Raw genomic sequence first — 18,192 nt, forward strand, 5'->3', positions numbered from 1 at the left:
CAGGTGGGCGAATTAGCGTCACCTTATAGTAAACATAGTGATTAATGAGTCGAATAGTACTAAGATAAGCTTAGCTTACTATTGGAGTACATGAAAATGTTATTCCACAACCTGGCGCTAATCTAAAAGATAAGCGTCTTTTTCTTGAATAAGAGCAGGAATTTTTAGAAAGTGAACCGAACTTTTTAATTGAAGTTATTTATGTATTGGAAAAGCTAAGATTTTTATTGATAGGGGGTTCAGAAAATGAAAATAAGCAAAAACAATGCTGAACATTACATATTGGGAGATATCGTTGAAGGGTGGCACTTAGTGAAAAATCAAAATTTAAGTGTTATTCATGAACGTATGCCAGCTAATACATCTGAATCAAATCATTACCATCAACAATCACACCAATTCTTCTTTGTCTTATCAGGAATAGCAACTATTAAGGTAGATGGTAAAGAGATAACCTTAAATCCTCAAGAGGGAATTGAAGTTCCTCCTTTGGTACCCCACCAAATGTGTAACAGGTCAAATAATGAAGTTGAGTTTATGTTGATTTCCCAACCATCAAGTAAAGGTGATAGGTTTTTGGTAGATTAAATTTATTGAACAATTTGACGCAAGAATGTGGTTAAGGGTATCCAGACTACATTCAGAATAATACCTAATAAAAATAGGTCAACTAGAAAAGTTACTGGCTGACTTCATAATACTATATGGCGCTATTCAGAAATGATACTGAATAACGACTTTCTGTATGTTTTGAACAATATTGCGTAAATCAGATACTGTAGTAACCACAATGGACAATTTGTCAACTATGTTTAAGATGATTCAACGACATAAGCAAGTTTCCTATCAGGCGTAAAGGCGACAATACCTTAAACGCCGCCCGCTATTTGAATGATAGAGATCATGCTATGCGTTTTCATTTCAATGACAGATACAGTTCCAGAGATCATTGTGATATAAGCGAGTTTTCCATCAGGAGAGATGGCCATAAAACGTGGACTACCCCCAACTTGCACAGTTGCAATAACGCTATGTGTTGTTACACAGACACAGTTGTATCGTCATTGTTCATGACATAAGCGAGTTTTCCATCAGGAGAGATGGCCATAAAACGTGGACTACCCCCAACTTGCACAGTTGCAATAACGCTATGTGTTGTTACACAGACACAGTTGTATCGTCATTGTTCATGACATAAGCAAGTTTTCCATCTGGCGAAAAGACGTCAAGCTGTACAAAATTTTTGCAACAATACCAACAGGTATCGTTGCAATTTTTCACATCAATCACCGTCCTCGTCAAATAAAGCCACCTCTTTTCAATACTTGTTATAATAAAGATATGGAAAATAGGATTGGTTAATTCGCAAGCTATGAAACACAAGTGATATTGTGTTAATCAGCCTGTGCTCATAGCGCTTTTAATTTCTAGCTAAATACTTTTACAGTTGCAGCTTCAAAATCTAATATATCATTAGTATTTTGATCAAGTAATGCCACTTGAAATAAATATTCTCCTGTTTTATTGAAAGTTCCAAGAATGTTAGCGCATGTGTTTAAGATTACATCATCAAAAACATGAACACCTACTTCGTTAAATTCAATTGGTGAGCCCTCGCTAAACACAAAGTTTATATCATCTACTTGATCGGGATCTCCTAAAGCTACTAAAACTTTTGTGTCCCTTTCTAAATCAGTAGTTGAAAAAGCGCATACTTGAATAAACTCTTGAACACCGACTTCTGCGGCGATTGGTTCCTTAAGACGAACACAAAAAGACAATATTAATACACCTCCTTAATAGAAACTACTATAGTGTATGCTATAACTTCTTTTTAGCTTGGACGAAAAATCCTAAATTATGGTATTTACCAAAAAAATACACAAGTACATAGTAAAATATGAAACTTAATATAAATTGTGGTTACTAAAAAATGAGAACTGTAGACTTTAAAAAATTTAAAGTTCCAGTGTTTTTATTTTGAATGGGATAGTATTTATAAATTAATTGTCCTATCGCTGAAAAAGAAGATACATATAATATTGTACTAATTCTGTGATAATGGTGATGAGAAGATGAGCCAGTATTCTGTTTACTAATTAAATGTTATTTATTCAACAAAATGGCGTAAATCTGTAACAAAGGTTAGTGCTTTTCATCATTTTTGAAGGATAAAATATAAATAAAATGCTCTTAGTCTTATATAGTTAGTTCTAGTAAAGTTTAAATAGATCTAGTCATCATCATCTAACATATTTCTGACCCCCTAAAGGTTTATGGGAAATGTGGAAATTTAAATTGTGTTCATTACTAGTTTTTAAAGTTTAAAAATTCTGATAAAATAATATAATAGTCTAACTTGGGAAGGGGCATTATTATGATAATTATTTCGTTCGCAAATTTGGAAATTACTCATGCAAAGTCTTGTATTAGAAATTAATACTTCGCATGAAGTGAAGAATAAAATCACTGCTGCTTTGTATTTCCATTTCTGATATATGGCTTTGCACCTTATTTATAGTAATTAATTACGAATAAGGGGCTGCAGAAATGAGTTATATAAATGCAAACAAAATTCTACCTGAAAAACTTCTAAAAGAACTTCAACAATATGTTCAAGGGGAAACAATATATATCCCTAAGACGAAGAATAATTTTCAAAAATGGGGTACATGTTCTGGTGGAAGGCAAAAAATCAATGAAAGAAATACTTCTATGAAAAATGATTTTAAAAACGGGAAGACTGTTTATCAATTAGCTGAACAATATTTCCTTTCAACTGAAACTGTAAAAAAAATAATTTATACAAAGAATTAATGACATTAGAACTGATCATCTAGCAAAATAGATGCTCAGTTTTTTTATGGTGACCTTGATTACTAATGATTCTTGCTATTTATTTGTGGTTAATCATCAATTAGTCTTAATAGTAAGAACCATGAGAAAAGCTGCAATGTGAAAGGGTGTATTAAAGTATGGCATACGAACAAAGTAGCCCATTATCAAGAAAAGAAGCTTTACAAAAGGTAGCAGAACTTTCGATAGAAAGATATCATCTACAAGTTAAGCGATTAGAATTTTTGAGTGAAGAGACCAACTTTCTATACAAGGTTATAGATAGCTTGGGTGACGTATATGTGTTAAAAATTTTTGAAGATGAATATAGCTCTCTTGAAGATAACCTTACTGAAATATTTTTTATGGACATTGTAAATAAAACAAACCACATTTCAGCACCAAGAATGATCCCTGCTAAAGATGGTGAAAAATTACAAGTTATTACATCTGATTATACTTCTACACCGAAACATGTTGCTGTATATAGTTGGTTGGACGGTGAAGAGCTAGAGGAAAATGAAAATGATAAGCGGTTTGTACAATTAGGTGAGCTAACTGCTCATTTGCATAACGCAACATACGGGATTTCGGTCCCTACAGAGCTTGCCCCAAAAATGTGGGATGAAGTGTTTTATTTTAAGGGAGAACAAGCAATATATAAGCAAGAAGAGTTTCAGAAATTTTTGTCAAAGGAATACTATCAAATAATGGACGGTATTATCCCTTATTTAAATAATAAATTATCGTCTTACTATAAAAATAATATCAAAGACATTCAATTAATACATGGTGATCTAAATCCATCTAATATTAAGGTGCAAAATGAACAAATGCACATTATTGATTTTGCAGATTCTATGCTTGGTTTACCAATACACGATTTATCAATTATGTTGTATTACTACAAGTATAATAAATCTCAAAATTTTGACGAAGTGAAAAAACTTTATTTTAAGGGCTATAGAAAGATCCGTGATTTGCCTGATGTAACTGACTATGAGCTAGATCTATTTATGACAGCTAGAAGAGTAAGTTTCCTGAATTATATATTAGAGGTTAGTGAAAATCCAACAAATTTTATAGAAAGAAATATATCTAGAGTGAAAGATTTCTTGGTGAGATATAACATTAACTTATAAATACATTATACAGGAATGATCTCTTTGTAATATGTAGTTGATTGGTTTTTATTTCTATAACAACCAATTCCTATATAAATCAAAAAATGGATCGGCTACACTTTATGGGAAATGTATTTTTACAGCATTCTGACTTGCAGAATATATTTAATTTTCACCTACAAATATTTTATTTTGAGTAATAACAGTTTATTTAAATACAGTAGGAAAGCTAATATTCAGAAGTATAAGAGAAAGATACGTAATGACACCTTTATCGAGTATTGTATTTATATTATGTTTAATGATTTCTTTATCATAGGGTAGAGATTATCACATTGGTAAAATGACATGTTTTGAAAAATATAATGATATTCTACAATATAGTGCAAATCTAAAATAAAGATTTGTGCTCTTTTTATTATTAGGAGTTTGTTTAAGTGCAGGGTTCGTTCGTTAACAGAAGTTACCTTATTATTTTTAAAGACAAATAGATTTTTAAAAAATATATGAAAAAAATATTTGACATTAAACTAACTTCAAGGTTTAGGATATACATATGGTAATAAAAACCTATTATTACCTACTACCAGTAAATGGACTCTAAAATTATATAATCAGAGGGAGAAAATATGGAATTTAAAAAGCTTGAAAAAACATTTAAAATTGTCGGAATGAAAAATAAAGAAAAATTAAAAACTTTGGAAATGAAGTACCGATGAATGCTCAGAAATTTATGAGTAGGGTAGACGAAATCTCGAACCACATTGGAACAGAGATCGCTCTCTTTGAGCCTAAAAAGGGCGATGACCATCTTGAAGGAGAATATTATGTAGGAATTATTGTGTCGGATTCTATATCAGAACTTCCTTCAGACATGGAATATATTGAAGTAAAGGATGAATTCGTTGTAACGAGAGGGAGTATCATGGAAGTCGGTGAACTTCATTCTAAATTAGGAGAATGGGCTAAAGAACAAGGGTATCATAATAAACAAGGTTCATACATAATAGAAACTTATCATCCTGTAGAAAACGGTGAAGAAGTAGAAATCTATATACCCATCAGCTAGTTACAAAAGAAGCACATTAGGTATGGAAATATGATGGATGCTTACTAACAATCTGGCGCTAATCTAAAATAGAGATTAGCGTTTGCCATTAAAGAAGTTAGCATGAATTTATTTTAGCTTCTATATTATTTCTATAGTTAAGCCTTCAACCGTCAAAGAAGTAAGTATTGTGTCATTTTTAAGCGTTTGTTTTGTAGATTAATATATGCTTTCTCTACCAAAAATTTACTAATGACAATTCAATTTTAATATTATAAGATTGAGCAAACTATTCATATCATGGAGGAAAGTATGTTTGCTACAGTAATGTGGTCAATTTATTTGATCTTTCTAGCAGCTTCATTGATTGTTTTTTTATACGTGGAGAAGCTTAAAACAAAAAGGAAAAAACTTGATTTAGTAATGCACATTATCACTTTTATCGGGTTATTCGGTTATGTGTACAATGTTCAAATGTTAACTCCTTTTATTTGGATGATAATATTTGTATGTGCATTAATATGGGGGATAACAGGAATCGTTTTTCCTCCAGGTTATATAAAAAAACTATCAATTATAGAAAGTATTTTTGGAGTATTAATCAGTATTCCTCTTTATTATGGTTTGTATCAATATGCATTTTAAAGTCATGTAACCATTCTTAATGATTGGATACACAGGTGCCAAGTACATAGTATGTATTACATTATAAACCGATATGACATCCAATTAAGGAATGACCATAGACCGTAATGCTCGAAAATAACGAGAAAATAAAATCAATTCTTTGATCCGTAATCTTATAGCTAAATAATGTAATAGTGCCAGAGATTCGATCCCACTACATAGCGCATTTCTAGAGAAAGAAATGCGCTTTTCTTAATGAATTGGGCAAGTGAGACGCAAGGTAGAAGAAAGAATGAAGGTAATCAAATTCCCCGCTCTTCACAATATTCATCAACAAGCTGTTCAATTTGATCAAGCTCTGGATATTTACCAGAAAAGGAAAATGTCACTTCATCAACAAGTTCGCCCTTGTTATATACGTGAATTGCTCCATTTTTCTCAATTAAACTATATTCAGGTTCAAATCTATATCCATTCCGGTCTATTGCACCCATTTGTCATAACCAGCTCCTTAAATGTAAGTTAACCTCTGCATTTATTATTGCACGCATGATAAGTTAATAATCTCAAATTTTTCTGTCCATTCTTAGTTAATCAAAAATGCCAACTAGAACTTTAAAACAAATAACTAATTGATTAAATCTGTGATCACATTAGAATAGTGAGTTTTTCAAATAAAGCAATACGGCGCTTTTCTCTATGGATGAGTCTATATATTGGAATTTGTTAAATTAACTTACCGAAAAAGGAATTAGGTTGATCTAATTCCTTTAATAAAGAAATGAGAGAATTCATTGAATAGCATAAATAAAAATTTGAATTTTCTATAAAATTGGTTTACAAATTCCATAAAATACAATATCATGTAAATTATTAGAATTGATAAGGAGGCTCTTCAAAATGGTAAACATAAAACTTACTTCAACGAATTTAATAAAGTACTTTGAAAGCCCTCTAACGGAAATTTTGTATTAATCTTTTTTGCATGTGTAAGCCATAGAGAGGCTCTCTATGGCTTTTTGTTAAGATGGATTTACTTTAGTTTACAAATAAACTAAAGTATTGCGATCTAGTATTATGTATTGTGAAACACATCTCTTTAATACTAGAAATAACTAAAAAGACCATAGCTGGTCTTTTTTTATTTTGTACACACAAAGACATAAATAGAAAAGAAAACATCATTCACAATGATTTCTTTGTAAAGGTAAAGGAGTTTTGGAAAATGAATCGAGATCAATTAAATAAGGAATTGAGGAAGAAGAAAATAAACGCCGTTTACATTACTCATGAGGGAAAGAATATATATGAATATTATAAAAACAAAAAACAAAAGGAGAAACTTCATAAAATAAACTCATGTACAAAAAGTGTCATATCTATCTTGATGGGTATTGCGCTAGATAAAGGATACTTAGATTCAATACATTTACCTGTATATCAATTTTTTCCTGAACTTTTTGAAGCTCAGGAAGACAAGAGAAAAATGGACATAACCATACATCATCTATTAACTATGTCCGATGGACTGCATTTCCCAGAGTTTGGTGAATGGAATTGTTTTGCTCCAATGACATATCATAACGATATTGTTAAGTTTGTAATTGACCGCCCAATGGTACACTATCCTGGAAAACATATGAACTATAATTCAGGTTGTTCCCACGTTTTATCAGCAATAATACAAAAAGTAACAAAGATGAAAACAGAGGATTTCGCTAATAAAAATTTATTTAAACCGTTAGGAATTCAACAATACCATTGGTATGCTGATAAAATGAAAATTAACAAAGGTGCGGACGGACTTATTTTGAAAATTGAAGACATGTCGAAGATTGGGCTATTAGTGTTGCAAAATGGTACGTTTAATGGAAAGAAAATCGTATCCTCACAGTGGATAAAAGAAGCTACAACTCCACACTTATGTACATATGATTACATAGGACATTATGGGATGCACTGGTGGGTGAATAAATTAGACGAGGAACAGGAATTTTCATATGATAATACTTTTTACTTCGCACTAGGTTTTGGAGGGCAATATATTATTATTTCTCCACCAAAAAATCTTGTAGTTACAATAGCTAGTGAGACGTATGATGATAGTTTCAAGCCAATGAAAATTATTCGTAATATCGTGTTAGACAATAAAATTTGAAGTAAATGAAGTCTAAATAGATTGCATGAATACCTGACTACTTATATACGCAACGGAGAACGGCCCTTCATTCTACAAATATCATTATGAAAAACAATGATTAATAAATCGCTTAGTTCTAAGGTAGACTTAGCTTACTATTGGATTACATGAAGATATTATTCAACAACCTGGCTTTTTAAAGGAGTCCATAACCTGGTGATTTAATAAAGATCTTTAACTTATAAGGCTTGTTTGAATCTATTGTAAAATTAATTTATCCCCTTGTTATCTTACACAAAGGGGATTTTTTATAAAACTATGTAGTTGGCTTTACAAGTTTACTGGAGATCCTTTGTGAAAATTTGAGTAATCAAACAAAAGAAACGTCATTAATGGAATGGACTAGTAGATAGGTGATCTGAGCGCTAGCTGTGCTAATTATTCTATACGCCTAAGAATGAACATAATAACTATGATGAATATTATAGATTATAGTTCAACTGTATTTGCCATTTGGATGAGTTTTCAATTGTGAAAGGTATCCCAGAAAATGAAATAGTATAAGATGATTCATATAATGAATTTTACGTAACTCTACAAAAGCAAAAAACGTCAAGAAATCTCAAACTGAAAGAGATAGAATTAAACAAGAGAGGAGAGTTAAACTACCAATGGGATATCATTATTCGATTCAGAAAGTGATTGATTATATTGAGTTAAACCTACAAAATGACTTAACACTTGAAGAACTAGCCAATAAAGCTAACTTTTCAATCTATCATTTTCATAGAGTATTCCATACGTTGGTAGGAGCATCGGTAATGGAGTACGTTAGAAAAAGGAGGTTAGTACAAGCGGCTTATAAAATTTCCTGTACAGATATTCGAGTAATTGATGTTGCTTTGGAAAATGGATTTAGGTCTCATGAAACCTTTACACGTTCTTTCAAAAAACTATTTAAAATGACACCTAGCGAATATAGAAAACGACGTATTAAAACACATTTATATCCAAAGGCAAATGTACTGCAGCGTCGATATAATCCCTACTTAGGTGGAATTGAAATGGATTTTCATATTAATAAAAAACCTGAATATAAAGTGGTTGGTTATGAGCTAAGAAAGACGATAGATGATGGAAGGAATTTTAAAGAAATTCCACATTTTTGGAAGGTATATATAGAGCGAAATTTAGGTGCGAAGATAAAAAATTGTATTCATAGTGACAAAATGGTTGAGTTAGGCATTTGTACAGATTTTAATATAGAAACTGGAGAATTTTTATATATAATCGGAGCAGAAGTATATGATTTTGATCAAGTGGAGGAAGGTCAAACTTCTAAAATATTTCCAGAAACAGAGTTTGCTGTTTTTACTACACCAAAAGTAAAACCAGCAGATTTTAGTAAATCAATTCAAGAAACTTGGCGCGTAATATATGAAGAATGGTTCCCACACTCTGGTTATGAACATGCAGGTACTACCGAGTTTAGTGAGAGATGTAATATAAATTCCCAAAATTTATTACAAAATAATATTTATGTTCCTATAAAAAAGGTATCGTTTTAAGTCAATTAATGATACTCAACTACAACTCTAAGTATGTCTTATTTAAATAGGAATTCAATCTGTGGAATAGATCATTGCTACTTATAAAATAATGTTTGGTGTTTTTTTGTTATAAAGGAAATAGGAGTATAGATAGTTCATTGCATTGGGATATAGGGGAATATAATTCTATATTATTAGGAGCTGAATTTTATGAATGAAGAATGGTTTGCTGGTTATCGAAGAGTCGAGCTTACTGACGAACAATTAGATGTAACATTTTCAATATTTGTTATGTATCCAACGAGTATTCCTGAAAAAGTGGATAACATTGGACCATATCAATTGAATATTTCAAGTAATGCTAAGCCTCAAGCAGGTGTGTTTAAATTGGTGTTGATATCTCATGGCACCGGTGGTTCACCTTTAGTTTATCGAACGATTGCTTCCTATTTGGCTCGCAAAGGATTTGTTGTAGGAATGATTGAGCACCCATTTAACAATATAAACGACAATACATTAGAAGGTACTGTAGATAACCTAACGATTAGGCCAAAGCATATTTCAATGGTGATCGATTGGTTCTTTAATAATGAAAATTTCTCGAAAATTTTAAAACCAGATTCTGTTTCAGTTATCGGACATTCTATGGGAGGGTACACAGCATTAGCTGCAGCAGGAGGAGTACCAACTTCTTTTCCATATGAATCTTCTGATGGAAAAGTTCATCTTGTTAATGTTACACCTGATTACAGAATTAAATCTTTAATTCTGCTAGCACCAGCTTCAGTCTGGTTTAAAGATAAGGGTGCTTTGGATGACATAAACATCCCTATATTGATGTATGTAGGGGAGAAAGATCAAATTACACCTTCTTTTCATGCAGACATTATATTGAATGGGATACCTGACAGTACAACGATCCTACATAAAATTGTTAAAAATGCAGGACATTTCTCGTTTCTTAGCCCATTTCCAAAAGGAATGACAAATACATCGTTTCTTCCATCACAAGACCCACCTGGATTAAATAGAGAGCAGTTCCATCGTGACTTAAATGAAGAAATTACAGAATTTTTATTTGAAAATCTATAATAAAAATAATGACATTTTTAAAATACACTAAGAATGGTGAATGTACTAGCTCATGGTTATTCATGGTACAAGAATGTTGTAGAGCTAGAATAATAATCGAAAATTGATTGGTTGAACTCATAATCCGTAGGACCTTTTATAAAACATAATAGAGTGGAAAGAACCTGTAGGAAAGGTAGAAAATCCTTTAATGGCCTTGTTATATTTTCTACTGGTTATTTTTCTCGTACTCAACCTCTTCTTGTTCTTTGACTTTCTTAACTAATTTATAATAAACATGATGATCAATAAAGCTTATTATGGAAATAAGAAAAGCATACGGACCTATTACTCTTCTAATAGGAGTGTCTAACACGTACAACACGATTACTGACACGCTACCTATCAATACAACATAATTCAGAATCGACATCCCCCAATATTTACGGTCTGATAACTTCATTAACATTATTATTGTTTTGTTTTCTAACATAAAAACTACTTCCTTCCCAGATTCTCTTGCTATAATTCTACCACTAGTATTTTTACATTTAATAAGTTGCTTCAACATGTTTTACTATAAACCTGAAATTAAGAAAAGCGTCTTTTTTATGTCCATATTCTGTAAAAAGGGATTGCTTAAGTACTAAACATTTGAAATAATCGGTGTTAAGTGTTGATTATTGTTTTTCGTTTAAGAAGCAAAACTTACACAACTTGAGTTCGTGGCATCTATTCTTCTGTACAACTATACCTAACAATTTAAAGCCACTTTTTATAGTGCTAATTTGATTACAATAGCAATAATGTTTACGAAATGAGACTTTAATGAATACACTCGGTTGTAAGGGAGATATTTATGATTAAGAGAAAAGAATTTACAGCTAAAGAATATATAGACAGATCTTTAGTATACTTTATTATATCGGGAGTAATGCTTTTAGGAATGCTGTTTACTATATTAATTGAAGGTCTCGACAAAAGTGTCATACCCCTACTTCTTTTGATAATAACATCTTTTATAGGGGGAGTTTCATACAGAAGGAAAGGAAAAAAATAGAGTTAGTAACGTATATGGCTATATAAACTATTGTCATATCATTTAGTAATAAGAAGGATAGATGTTATCGAATTATCATCAAATCAAGTGTAATTTTACCAAATCAGAATAGCATGTTCTTTGTAGACAAGGGAGGCTGCCAAGTATGAAAATCGTTGTTACGAGTATATTTGTGCAAGATCAAGACAAGGCACTAGATTTTTATTCAGGAAAGCTTGGATTTGAAAAAAAGGAGGACGTTCCTGCCGGGAAATTTAGGTGGATAACGCTCGTTTCTCCCGATGATCAGGACGGGACAGAGCTTTTACTCGAACCGAATGACCATCCTGCCGCTAAAGAGTATCAAGAGAAGATATTTGCCGATGGCATCCCAGCAACAATGTTTGGTGTAACAGATATTCAAAGAGAGTACAAACGATTAATGGAAAAAGGTGTGAAGTTTTCTATGGAGCCTACAGCAATGGGTGAAGTCACAATAGCTATCTTCAATGATACATGTGGCAACCTCATTCAGTTAGTACAGAAGTAACTTATTACTAACTAAATGATCTATTGTGAAATTTGTTGCTATCATTCCATATAGCTGTCATTTTACTAAAGAAAATATGGCAGAAAATCTAGTAGTTTTCGTGTTTATTTATTCGTACGAAAAACAACCCCTTCATCAATAAGGAGCCTTTCTCGAAGAGGCTTCTTTTTTCATTGATAGGGGTATTAATTATTATCTTAGAAATCATAAACACTAGTGTTTAAAATAATCCTTATTGAGTAAAGAACTAAACCACTATATTCGTAAACGTAATGTGAATGTTGTTACGGAAATCTTTACTAAGGTTGAGGTACGATATCTTTTGTTAGGTAAGCATCAAACGTAACCCCAAGATTTTCACCAACTGTAAATGGAGTTAGATTAATTTTAAAATACCCACTAGCACCTATTTCAATATTAAAACCAACCATGGTTGTTGAAGACTGCATGTCTAGTTGTGCTACGCCATCACTATTACTAAATTGTTGATCCTTTTGTACTTGGTTTCTTACGAGACGTACATCTGCACCTTCTAAAGGCTTTCTTTGTGCCAACAAATCATCTACGGTTTTAATTCTATTTGGCGCACTTAATGAGTAAACTGTGATTTTGGTAGTGTTAGTTTGATTAAGTATTAAATCAAGGTTCGGTGGAACTGAGATAATAGGTGTTGTGAAGTTCAGTGTAACCGTAACACCTTCCATATCATTCGTAGCAAAGCTAGTTCCACTAGGGGGATGAAATGTGGGAAAAGTAGTTACTGTATTCACACTTTGACCGAGACCGTTGGCAGTAGCTCGTCCAAATCCGTTGGAATCTGTAGTTAATGAATTTATCGAAACCGAAGGGTTATCTGTCGTAGTCACCACTTGAACGCCTTGAAGAGGCATAAGGTTGCCCTTATTATCTTTTCCAAAAGTATAGACTTGTAGAGCATCTGACATAATTTCACCTCATTTCTTTTAAAATTGTACAAATATTAATGAAGATATTTCACCTAATAATGATAATGTAAGAATATTAAACGATGGAATAAATATTACAACTGAGACTCTTGTTATATTCTAAGAAACTAGTAAAATGACCTGGATCGATAGAATGGGTAAATGGTGATATATAATATTGTGAGTGATGTAATAAATTTTACTCTTCAACAGTATATGTTGGCTTAGCTTTCTCGTTCGGGAAAATCGGTAATTATCTCGTAGAACATAAATTTTTGCTTGAAAATAATAATACAATTATCTTTGGCAAATTAGGTATAACCTGAAATGAAAATGATTTAGGTTACAAGGAGCAGAAAATAGACCTTTTTGTTTGTGAAAAAGAAAAGAGCTGACTATCGAAATATTAGATTTACATAAATGTAAAAATTTGATAATATATCCTGAGGAAAATAATAGGAGGATGGTAATGATGTCAAAGGGACTTATTGGAAAAATCCTCATCCTATTAGGATGGATCATAATTGGGATAAAGGCTGTATATTATCAAGAAGATGTATTCCGTTATATTTTTATTGGGGCTGCAATAGTGATGTTTATTATGGGAAGTATACTTATTCCAACTTACTCAAATAAAAATGAAGATATATAAACGAAGTTAAATAGTTGTTTAAAATATAACAACCGAAGGTGAGTACAGGAAGAACAGAAGGAGGAAAGTCTAATAGAGAAGCAGCTTTCTTTATGACTATTATTTTCTTTGACTAGAATGATGTCATAATTTATTATTAAGCAGATATTTCCAACTCTTAATATATTGAAAGGAGAAATTTTATGGTTAGCATTGGGAGTTTGTTAGCTTTTGCATTGGTTTCACTTGGTATTGTATGTTCTCCAGGTCCTAACATGATTTATCTTATTTCTCGTTCTATTACTCAAGGACGAATTGCAGGAATCATCTCTCTTTTAGGTGTTATGCTTGGATTTGTGATTTATTTAGTTGCGACATTACTTGGACTTGCTTCATTATTTAGTGCAGTTCCCTTTATTTATGAATTCGTAAAATGGGCAGGTGTTGCTTACCTACTTTGGCTTGCTTGGAATTCATTTAATGCAAAGACTTCAATTTTAACCCCTCAAACCCTTTCTATTGAGTCCCCGAGAAAATTGTTTCTAATGGGATTCATGACTAATTTACTAAATCCTAAAATTGCAATTTTGTATGTATCTTTACTTCCTCAATTTCAAGATCCAGCACAAGGTTCATTACTTCTCCAAGGTGCTACTCTAGGTCTTACGCAACTTATAATTAGTTTTATCGTTAATCTGCTCATTGTTTTAACAGCTAGTAAAATAGCTGTATGGTTTTCAACACGTCCTACATGGCAAAAGGTTCAACGGTGGTTCATGGGTAGTGTGTTGACTGGTTTAGCAGGACACCTAGCTTTTGAACGAGTAGGTAAATAAATAGTTGTTATTAAACAATAAGTACTTTTATGTAACACATCAGAAAAGTGTTTATTTGCGAATATGGCAAAATACCAACATTCACCCATTACTATTAAGTTTTCAACTGTAAGAGAAGTGAGGGTATTGTAATTTAGTTCTTATTGTGTGGGTATTCATTTACATATCACTGCCTGGTATTTTAATTAAAAATAGACAAATAATGTTCTATTCATATGTGATAGTGTGATAACTAATATTTAATATAAAAGACTAAAAAGGAGGAAGTTGTAATGCACTCAAAATTGTACTTTGCTGTACCCCTGTATATGGAGAAAAACTCAGATGTAGCAATCCCTATATCTTATGATTACTGGATACCTCTAATTACATACCTTTCAGCACAAAGTAATACGGTTGAAATACATTGTTGGAATGTGGAAAAGAAAACTATAAAGGAATTGGTGTCAATAAAAGGTACTAATATAAAACACGTACTAAACGAGATCACCATTTTACAAACTGAATTACATCCTCATCTGGTAAACTATCTGTTATCCGATTACTTGGATAACATGGGGAGAGTGAAATGGTTTTCTCTCTTTTTTTATAATGATGAAACTAAATGCTTTAACTCAGGACATTGGGGAACAGAATTTTTTGTTCATAGTACAAACAAAGACGAAGTCCATAAACTCCGTACCATTATGCCAAATGATACTATTTTTCATGAAGACATTTAGAAGATTTGTGGATTAAACCACTTTATACTGACTCTACATAAACTAAGTGTTTCAGTGTAGTAACTAAACTAACTAGGAATTATAGTGTATAGAGTATGAATAATCAAAGCCTAGTGAGTGGATTGGGAGTTGGAATTTATGCATGAGATCGTAGTGAATACTATTTCGTAAACTATTGCGAACGTTCATTATATCTTTTGGGAAAGTGTATAAAAGCGGCTTTCTGAAAAAATCTATTATGGATTATCTTTAACAAAATGATAATAATGAATTTTTTGAAGTATCGTTGTAAAAGAAATTGTGTTAATATTTAGTTGCCTAAATATTATGAAAAATAATGAGGCAATATTTTTTTAAAGGAGGTAGATATGATGACTAACAAAAAATATGACGTAAACAATACTACGGGGGATACGTCTAATTAACTTATATAGCGGTTCCCCAAATTTGAAAGGGGAAAATCACTTGAATCAAGTATTATTAATTATTGATGCTCAACAAGAACTAATTGATGGGAATCAAGAAGAAAGTGCGGTTTTTAATAAAAAGCAACTTATTAACAATATTAATTTAGTTATAGAAAAAACAAAAATATCCGGAGTTCCAGTAGTCTTTGTAAGGGATCAGGATGTTGCTGAAGGTAAAGGAAAAGGGTTTCAAATTCACGATGATATAAATGTACATTCAAATGCAAAGATTTTCGATAAAGCTGCTACGAATGCATTTCATGGGACAGGACTTTTAAACCATTTAAGGTCTCAAGAAATTGAGCATGTTGTTATTATGGGCTGTGCAACACAGCACTGTATAGATAGTGCTGTAAGAACAGCAACTATTAGTGGTTTGGATGTCACATTAGTCGGTGACGGACATTCAACAACGGATAGTGATGTTTTAAGAGCAGAAGATATTATAAATCACCATAATAAAACTCTCCATGGCCATTACAATGTTGAACACTTTTCAATGGTTAGAAATGCTGAAGAAGACTTATTTCAACCAACACATGATTCATACAGATAAATAAAAAATTGCAACACACATGTGTAATAATAATGATATAAACTTATAACAAATGCTCATTTGAATCAAAGTTTGTACCATTTTAAATAAAATAACGTATACATCCACATAAAAAGAGCCCTTTTGATGAAGCTTTATCAAAAGGGTTTTTTTTGTTATTTTGATACGAAATGATTATTGAGTTGATTAGTTTTTAAAGTAAATGTTATTCCACAAGTATGGTACTTGAATCGGATATACGAGTTTTAACAACTTTACTATTATATTTTTAATGCTGTAAAGCAGTTTATATGTAAGTAATTATATTAACCTCGTAAATGAATTTAGACGAGGTCAATAATTGTATCGGAGGAACGAAACTTAACAACCAACGTCATTCAATAATATGAGTATTCATTAAGGAACACACGTATCAATTTGTTCATGTAGGAGAATCTCACTTATATTGCAGGTGCAGTTCATACCTTTTAAACGCTTAAGAGGCGACGTTTAAAAGGTATGAACATGTGAAAAGAAAATACTATTTATTCAAGTCGTAACATATCAAGTACTTTGGAGATGTGTTGCGATGTATATATATCAGCTCCACCTAGTCGATCAATCCATCTAGGAAGAAGATCGTCATTAGCTACTTTAATAACTTCATTATAATAAACATCCATGACATACCAAGGGTTCTCAAAACCTACTCTTTGACCAATTTCAAATTGACTTACCTCTTGCATAGCAAGTTTAGTAGTTTCAATTATATCTTCGATGTATTCTATTTGAGTTTCTACATCCTCACGTGTGCCTAAGCGAGTAACGTGACCAGAAACTAAAGTGTCAAAGTCATATTCTAATATTTTATAATGCGCATCTATCCACCCTGGAATATTATCAGAAAGAGCTAAATAACGAAACGGTACCCAGCCTGGGAAAACGATATCCACAGCCATTAAAACTTTTTGGTCTGGTACAGAAATAAATATATTTCCTTCTTGATGATTATCTCCAATGTAATCTAACTGAAGCTTTTTATCTCCAATTGATAACACTTTTTTATCGCCTTTAAAAGTTTGTGTAGGGATAGGGCGGTTAGGGTCTTGTCTTTCTTCTAATATGTTTGCTGTTTCTTCATGCGCAATAATCTTTACATCATCAGGGAACATAGACGCAGCGCCAATATGATCTTGGTGTGCATGACTATAAATGACATATTTTATCGGTTCATCCGTTACTTCTTTGATCGCTGCTAAATACTTATCTCCAAGTGTAGTTGGGGCATCCACTGCTATAACTCCTTTGCCAGTAGTCATAAACATCGTACTGAAAATACCATCCATTACAGCATAAATTCCATCTCCTATTTCCTCGACTAGATACCCTTTATCCATAGGGATCATAGCTCCTTTTGCATTATCAGGAAGTGGGGCTGGATATAACTCACTATCTTCATTTTCTGAACTTTCATTTAATTTTTCATTGTTGTCATTAAACCCAGCTGCAAAAGAGCTTCCGATTATACCAAACATTAACAAAAGTGAGAGTAAAGCAACTAAATAATTTTTTTTCATAATTTACAGCACCTTTCTGTAGTTAAATTTATATTGATAACTGGCCAGTTAAACAATAAAAAATATTATTTATCCTAATTATATATAATCTAATATTATTTATTCTAATAATATTTATCTCAAAACTAGGATAATTTATATAATAGATGATGATTAACACTTTGTCAATATTTAAGTATAGGGGCTTATATGTAGGCGATATGTGTATTAGTAAGAAGAATTTCTTGTAAATTGGCTCATAACGCTAAAATATTTTGGAGCATGTAGGCTGATTCAGTAAAAAATTAAGATTTTAGTCGTGAAAGCTTCTTTATGGGCTACTACACAAATTGTTAAATAAATAATTGAACTAGCTTCCAGAACTCTTGTTGTGTACTTATTTTATTTCTTAATAAGAAACACAACAATCACTGGGAAAACAGTCATCTTAAATAGCTTCTCTGAAAGAAAAATTTTATTTCAGAAAGCGTTATTACAAATGATTAGAAGTATTCGC

General features: G+C 31.7%; 19 protein-coding genes. 14 read left to right on the top strand and 5 right to left on the bottom strand.

The features are described 5' to 3' along the window. Positions 1-246 precede the first annotated feature (246 nt). Positions 247-588 (top strand): cupin domain-containing protein, encoded by a 342-nt coding sequence (locus V1503_RS12485; protein WP_214483656.1) that lies wholly within the window; start codon positions 247-249, stop codon positions 586-588. A gap of 839 nt (positions 589-1,427) precedes the next feature. On the opposite strand, the gene V1503_RS12490 is transcribed toward V1503_RS12485, so the two are convergent. Then, a complete protein-coding gene (locus V1503_RS12490; RefSeq protein ID WP_214483657.1) occupies positions 1,428-1,781 on the bottom strand; it encodes a hypothetical protein in 354 nt (117 codons plus the stop codon). 769 nt (positions 1,782-2,550) lie between these two features. Between V1503_RS12490 and V1503_RS12495 the strand changes: the two genes are divergently transcribed. From V1503_RS12495 to V1503_RS12510, 4 genes are all read left to right on the top strand, one after another. Further along, a complete protein-coding gene (locus V1503_RS12495) occupies positions 2,551-2,817 on the top strand; it encodes a CD3324 family protein (RefSeq protein WP_320211261.1) in 267 nt (88 codons plus the stop codon). Between the two features lie 158 nt (positions 2,818-2,975). Then, positions 2,976-3,977 (top strand): phosphotransferase enzyme family protein, encoded by a 1,002-nt coding sequence (locus V1503_RS12500; RefSeq protein ID WP_410627328.1) that lies wholly within the window; start codon positions 2,976-2,978, stop codon positions 3,975-3,977. Positions 3,978-4,674: 697 nt separating this feature from the next. Then, complete coding sequence (locus V1503_RS12505; RefSeq protein WP_410627330.1) at positions 4,675-5,028, top strand: AraC family transcriptional regulator; 354 nt, start codon at positions 4,675-4,677, stop codon at positions 5,026-5,028. Between the two features lie 291 nt (positions 5,029-5,319). Then, positions 5,320-5,652 carry a hypothetical protein gene (locus tag V1503_RS12510; RefSeq protein ID WP_410627332.1) on the top strand — a complete coding sequence of 111 codons (333 nt, stop codon included), beginning with the start codon at positions 5,320-5,322 and terminating at the stop codon, positions 5,650-5,652. 284 nt (positions 5,653-5,936) lie between these two features. Here the strand turns inward: V1503_RS12510 and V1503_RS12515 are convergent, their stop codons facing one another. Beyond that, a complete protein-coding gene (locus tag V1503_RS12515; protein ID WP_410627334.1) occupies positions 5,937-6,128 on the bottom strand; it encodes a YbxH family protein in 192 nt (63 codons plus the stop codon). Between the two features lie 731 nt (positions 6,129-6,859). Here V1503_RS12515 and V1503_RS12520 point away from each other — a divergent pair. From V1503_RS12520 to V1503_RS12530, 3 genes are all read left to right on the top strand, one after another. Next, on the top strand, positions 6,860-7,792 hold the full coding sequence (locus V1503_RS12520; protein ID WP_410627336.1) for a serine hydrolase domain-containing protein: 933 nt from the start codon (positions 6,860-6,862) through the stop codon (positions 7,790-7,792). A 653-nt stretch (positions 7,793-8,445) separates the two neighbouring features. Beyond that, a complete protein-coding gene (locus tag V1503_RS12525) occupies positions 8,446-9,342 on the top strand; it encodes an AraC family transcriptional regulator (protein WP_410627338.1) in 897 nt (298 codons plus the stop codon). Between the two features lie 192 nt (positions 9,343-9,534). Beyond that, positions 9,535-10,416, top strand: a complete 882-nt coding sequence (locus V1503_RS12530) for an alpha/beta hydrolase family protein (RefSeq protein WP_320257675.1) — start codon at positions 9,535-9,537, stop codon at positions 10,414-10,416. Between the two features lie 208 nt (positions 10,417-10,624). Here the strand turns inward: V1503_RS12530 and V1503_RS12535 are convergent, their stop codons facing one another. Then, a complete protein-coding gene (locus tag V1503_RS12535; RefSeq protein WP_214483669.1) occupies positions 10,625-10,888 on the bottom strand; it encodes a hypothetical protein in 264 nt (87 codons plus the stop codon). A gap of 366 nt (positions 10,889-11,254) precedes the next feature. Here V1503_RS12535 and V1503_RS12540 point away from each other — a divergent pair, with 366 nt between their 5' ends. Together V1503_RS12540 and V1503_RS12545 are read left to right on the top strand one after the other, a co-directional pair. Further along, positions 11,255-11,455, top strand: a complete 201-nt coding sequence (locus V1503_RS12540; protein ID WP_320257677.1) for a hypothetical protein — start codon at positions 11,255-11,257, stop codon at positions 11,453-11,455. Between the two features lie 145 nt (positions 11,456-11,600). Continuing rightward, a complete protein-coding gene (locus V1503_RS12545) occupies positions 11,601-11,984 on the top strand; it encodes a VOC family protein (protein WP_320257678.1) in 384 nt (127 codons plus the stop codon). A 299-nt stretch (positions 11,985-12,283) separates the two neighbouring features. On the opposite strand, the gene V1503_RS12550 is transcribed toward V1503_RS12545, so the two are convergent. Next, positions 12,284-12,928, bottom strand: coding sequence for a hypothetical protein (locus V1503_RS12550; RefSeq protein ID WP_214483672.1), 645 nt, complete (start codon positions 12,926-12,928; stop codon positions 12,284-12,286). A gap of 472 nt (positions 12,929-13,400) precedes the next feature. Here V1503_RS12550 and V1503_RS12555 point away from each other — a divergent pair, with 472 nt between their 5' ends. The 4 genes from V1503_RS12555 to V1503_RS12570 all read left to right on the top strand — a co-directional run bounded on the left by V1503_RS12555 (position 13,401) and on the right by V1503_RS12570 (position 16,140). Continuing rightward, entirely contained in the window at positions 13,401-13,580 is a 180-nt protein-coding gene (locus tag V1503_RS12555; RefSeq protein WP_320257679.1) for a hypothetical protein, read from the top strand. A gap of 182 nt (positions 13,581-13,762) precedes the next feature. Beyond that, positions 13,763-14,395 carry a LysE family translocator gene (locus tag V1503_RS12560; protein WP_320257680.1) on the top strand — a complete coding sequence of 211 codons (633 nt, stop codon included), beginning with the start codon at positions 13,763-13,765 and terminating at the stop codon, positions 14,393-14,395. Between the two features lie 272 nt (positions 14,396-14,667). After that, positions 14,668-15,117, top strand: a complete 450-nt coding sequence (locus tag V1503_RS12565) for a hypothetical protein (protein WP_410627342.1) — start codon at positions 14,668-14,670, stop codon at positions 15,115-15,117. Positions 15,118-15,582: 465 nt separating this feature from the next. Continuing rightward, positions 15,583-16,140: an isochorismatase family protein gene (locus V1503_RS12570; protein ID WP_410627344.1), complete on the top strand. Its 558-nt coding sequence runs from the start codon at positions 15,583-15,585 to the stop codon at positions 16,138-16,140. Positions 16,141-16,664: 524 nt separating this feature from the next. Here V1503_RS12570 and V1503_RS12575 read toward each other — a convergent pair. Then, positions 16,665-17,696, bottom strand: coding sequence for an MBL fold metallo-hydrolase (locus tag V1503_RS12575; RefSeq protein WP_410627346.1), 1,032 nt, complete (start codon positions 17,694-17,696; stop codon positions 16,665-16,667). Between the last annotated feature and the right edge of the window lie 496 nt (positions 17,697-18,192).

The sequence above is a fragment of the Nanhaiella sioensis genome, assembly GCF_046557775.1.
GTDB lineage: Bacteria > Bacillota > Bacilli > Bacillales > SM2101 > Nanhaiella > Nanhaiella sioensis.

Coding starts and splice junctions, on each gene's coding strand:
- V1503_RS12485 (WP_214483656.1), top strand. CDS start 247: ATGAAAATAAGCAAAAACAATGCTGAACATTACATATTGGGAGATATC.
- V1503_RS12495 (WP_320211261.1), top strand. CDS start 2,551: ATGAGTTATATAAATGCAAACAAAATTCTACCTGAAAAACTTCTAAAA.
- V1503_RS12500 (WP_410627328.1), top strand. CDS start 2,976: ATGGCATACGAACAAAGTAGCCCATTATCAAGAAAAGAAGCTTTACAA.
- V1503_RS12505 (WP_410627330.1), top strand. CDS start 4,675: ATGAATGCTCAGAAATTTATGAGTAGGGTAGACGAAATCTCGAACCAC.
- V1503_RS12510 (WP_410627332.1), top strand. CDS start 5,320: ATGTTTGCTACAGTAATGTGGTCAATTTATTTGATCTTTCTAGCAGCT.
- V1503_RS12515 (WP_410627334.1), bottom strand. CDS start 6,128: ATGGGTGCAATAGACCGGAATGGATATAGATTTGAACCTGAATATAGT.
- V1503_RS12520 (WP_410627336.1), top strand. CDS start 6,860: ATGAATCGAGATCAATTAAATAAGGAATTGAGGAAGAAGAAAATAAAC.
- V1503_RS12525 (WP_410627338.1), top strand. CDS start 8,446: ATGGGATATCATTATTCGATTCAGAAAGTGATTGATTATATTGAGTTA.
- V1503_RS12530 (WP_320257675.1), top strand. CDS start 9,535: ATGAATGAAGAATGGTTTGCTGGTTATCGAAGAGTCGAGCTTACTGAC.
- V1503_RS12535 (WP_214483669.1), bottom strand. CDS start 10,888: ATGTTAGAAAACAAAACAATAATAATGTTAATGAAGTTATCAGACCGT.
- V1503_RS12540 (WP_320257677.1), top strand. CDS start 11,255: ATGATTAAGAGAAAAGAATTTACAGCTAAAGAATATATAGACAGATCT.
- V1503_RS12545 (WP_320257678.1), top strand. CDS start 11,601: ATGAAAATCGTTGTTACGAGTATATTTGTGCAAGATCAAGACAAGGCA.
- V1503_RS12550 (WP_214483672.1), bottom strand. CDS start 12,928: ATGTCAGATGCTCTACAAGTCTATACTTTTGGAAAAGATAATAAGGGC.
- V1503_RS12555 (WP_320257679.1), top strand. CDS start 13,401: ATGTCAAAGGGACTTATTGGAAAAATCCTCATCCTATTAGGATGGATC.
- V1503_RS12560 (WP_320257680.1), top strand. CDS start 13,763: ATGGTTAGCATTGGGAGTTTGTTAGCTTTTGCATTGGTTTCACTTGGT.
- V1503_RS12565 (WP_410627342.1), top strand. CDS start 14,668: ATGCACTCAAAATTGTACTTTGCTGTACCCCTGTATATGGAGAAAAAC.
- V1503_RS12575 (WP_410627346.1), bottom strand. CDS start 17,696: ATGAAAAAAAATTATTTAGTTGCTTTACTCTCACTTTTGTTAATGTTT.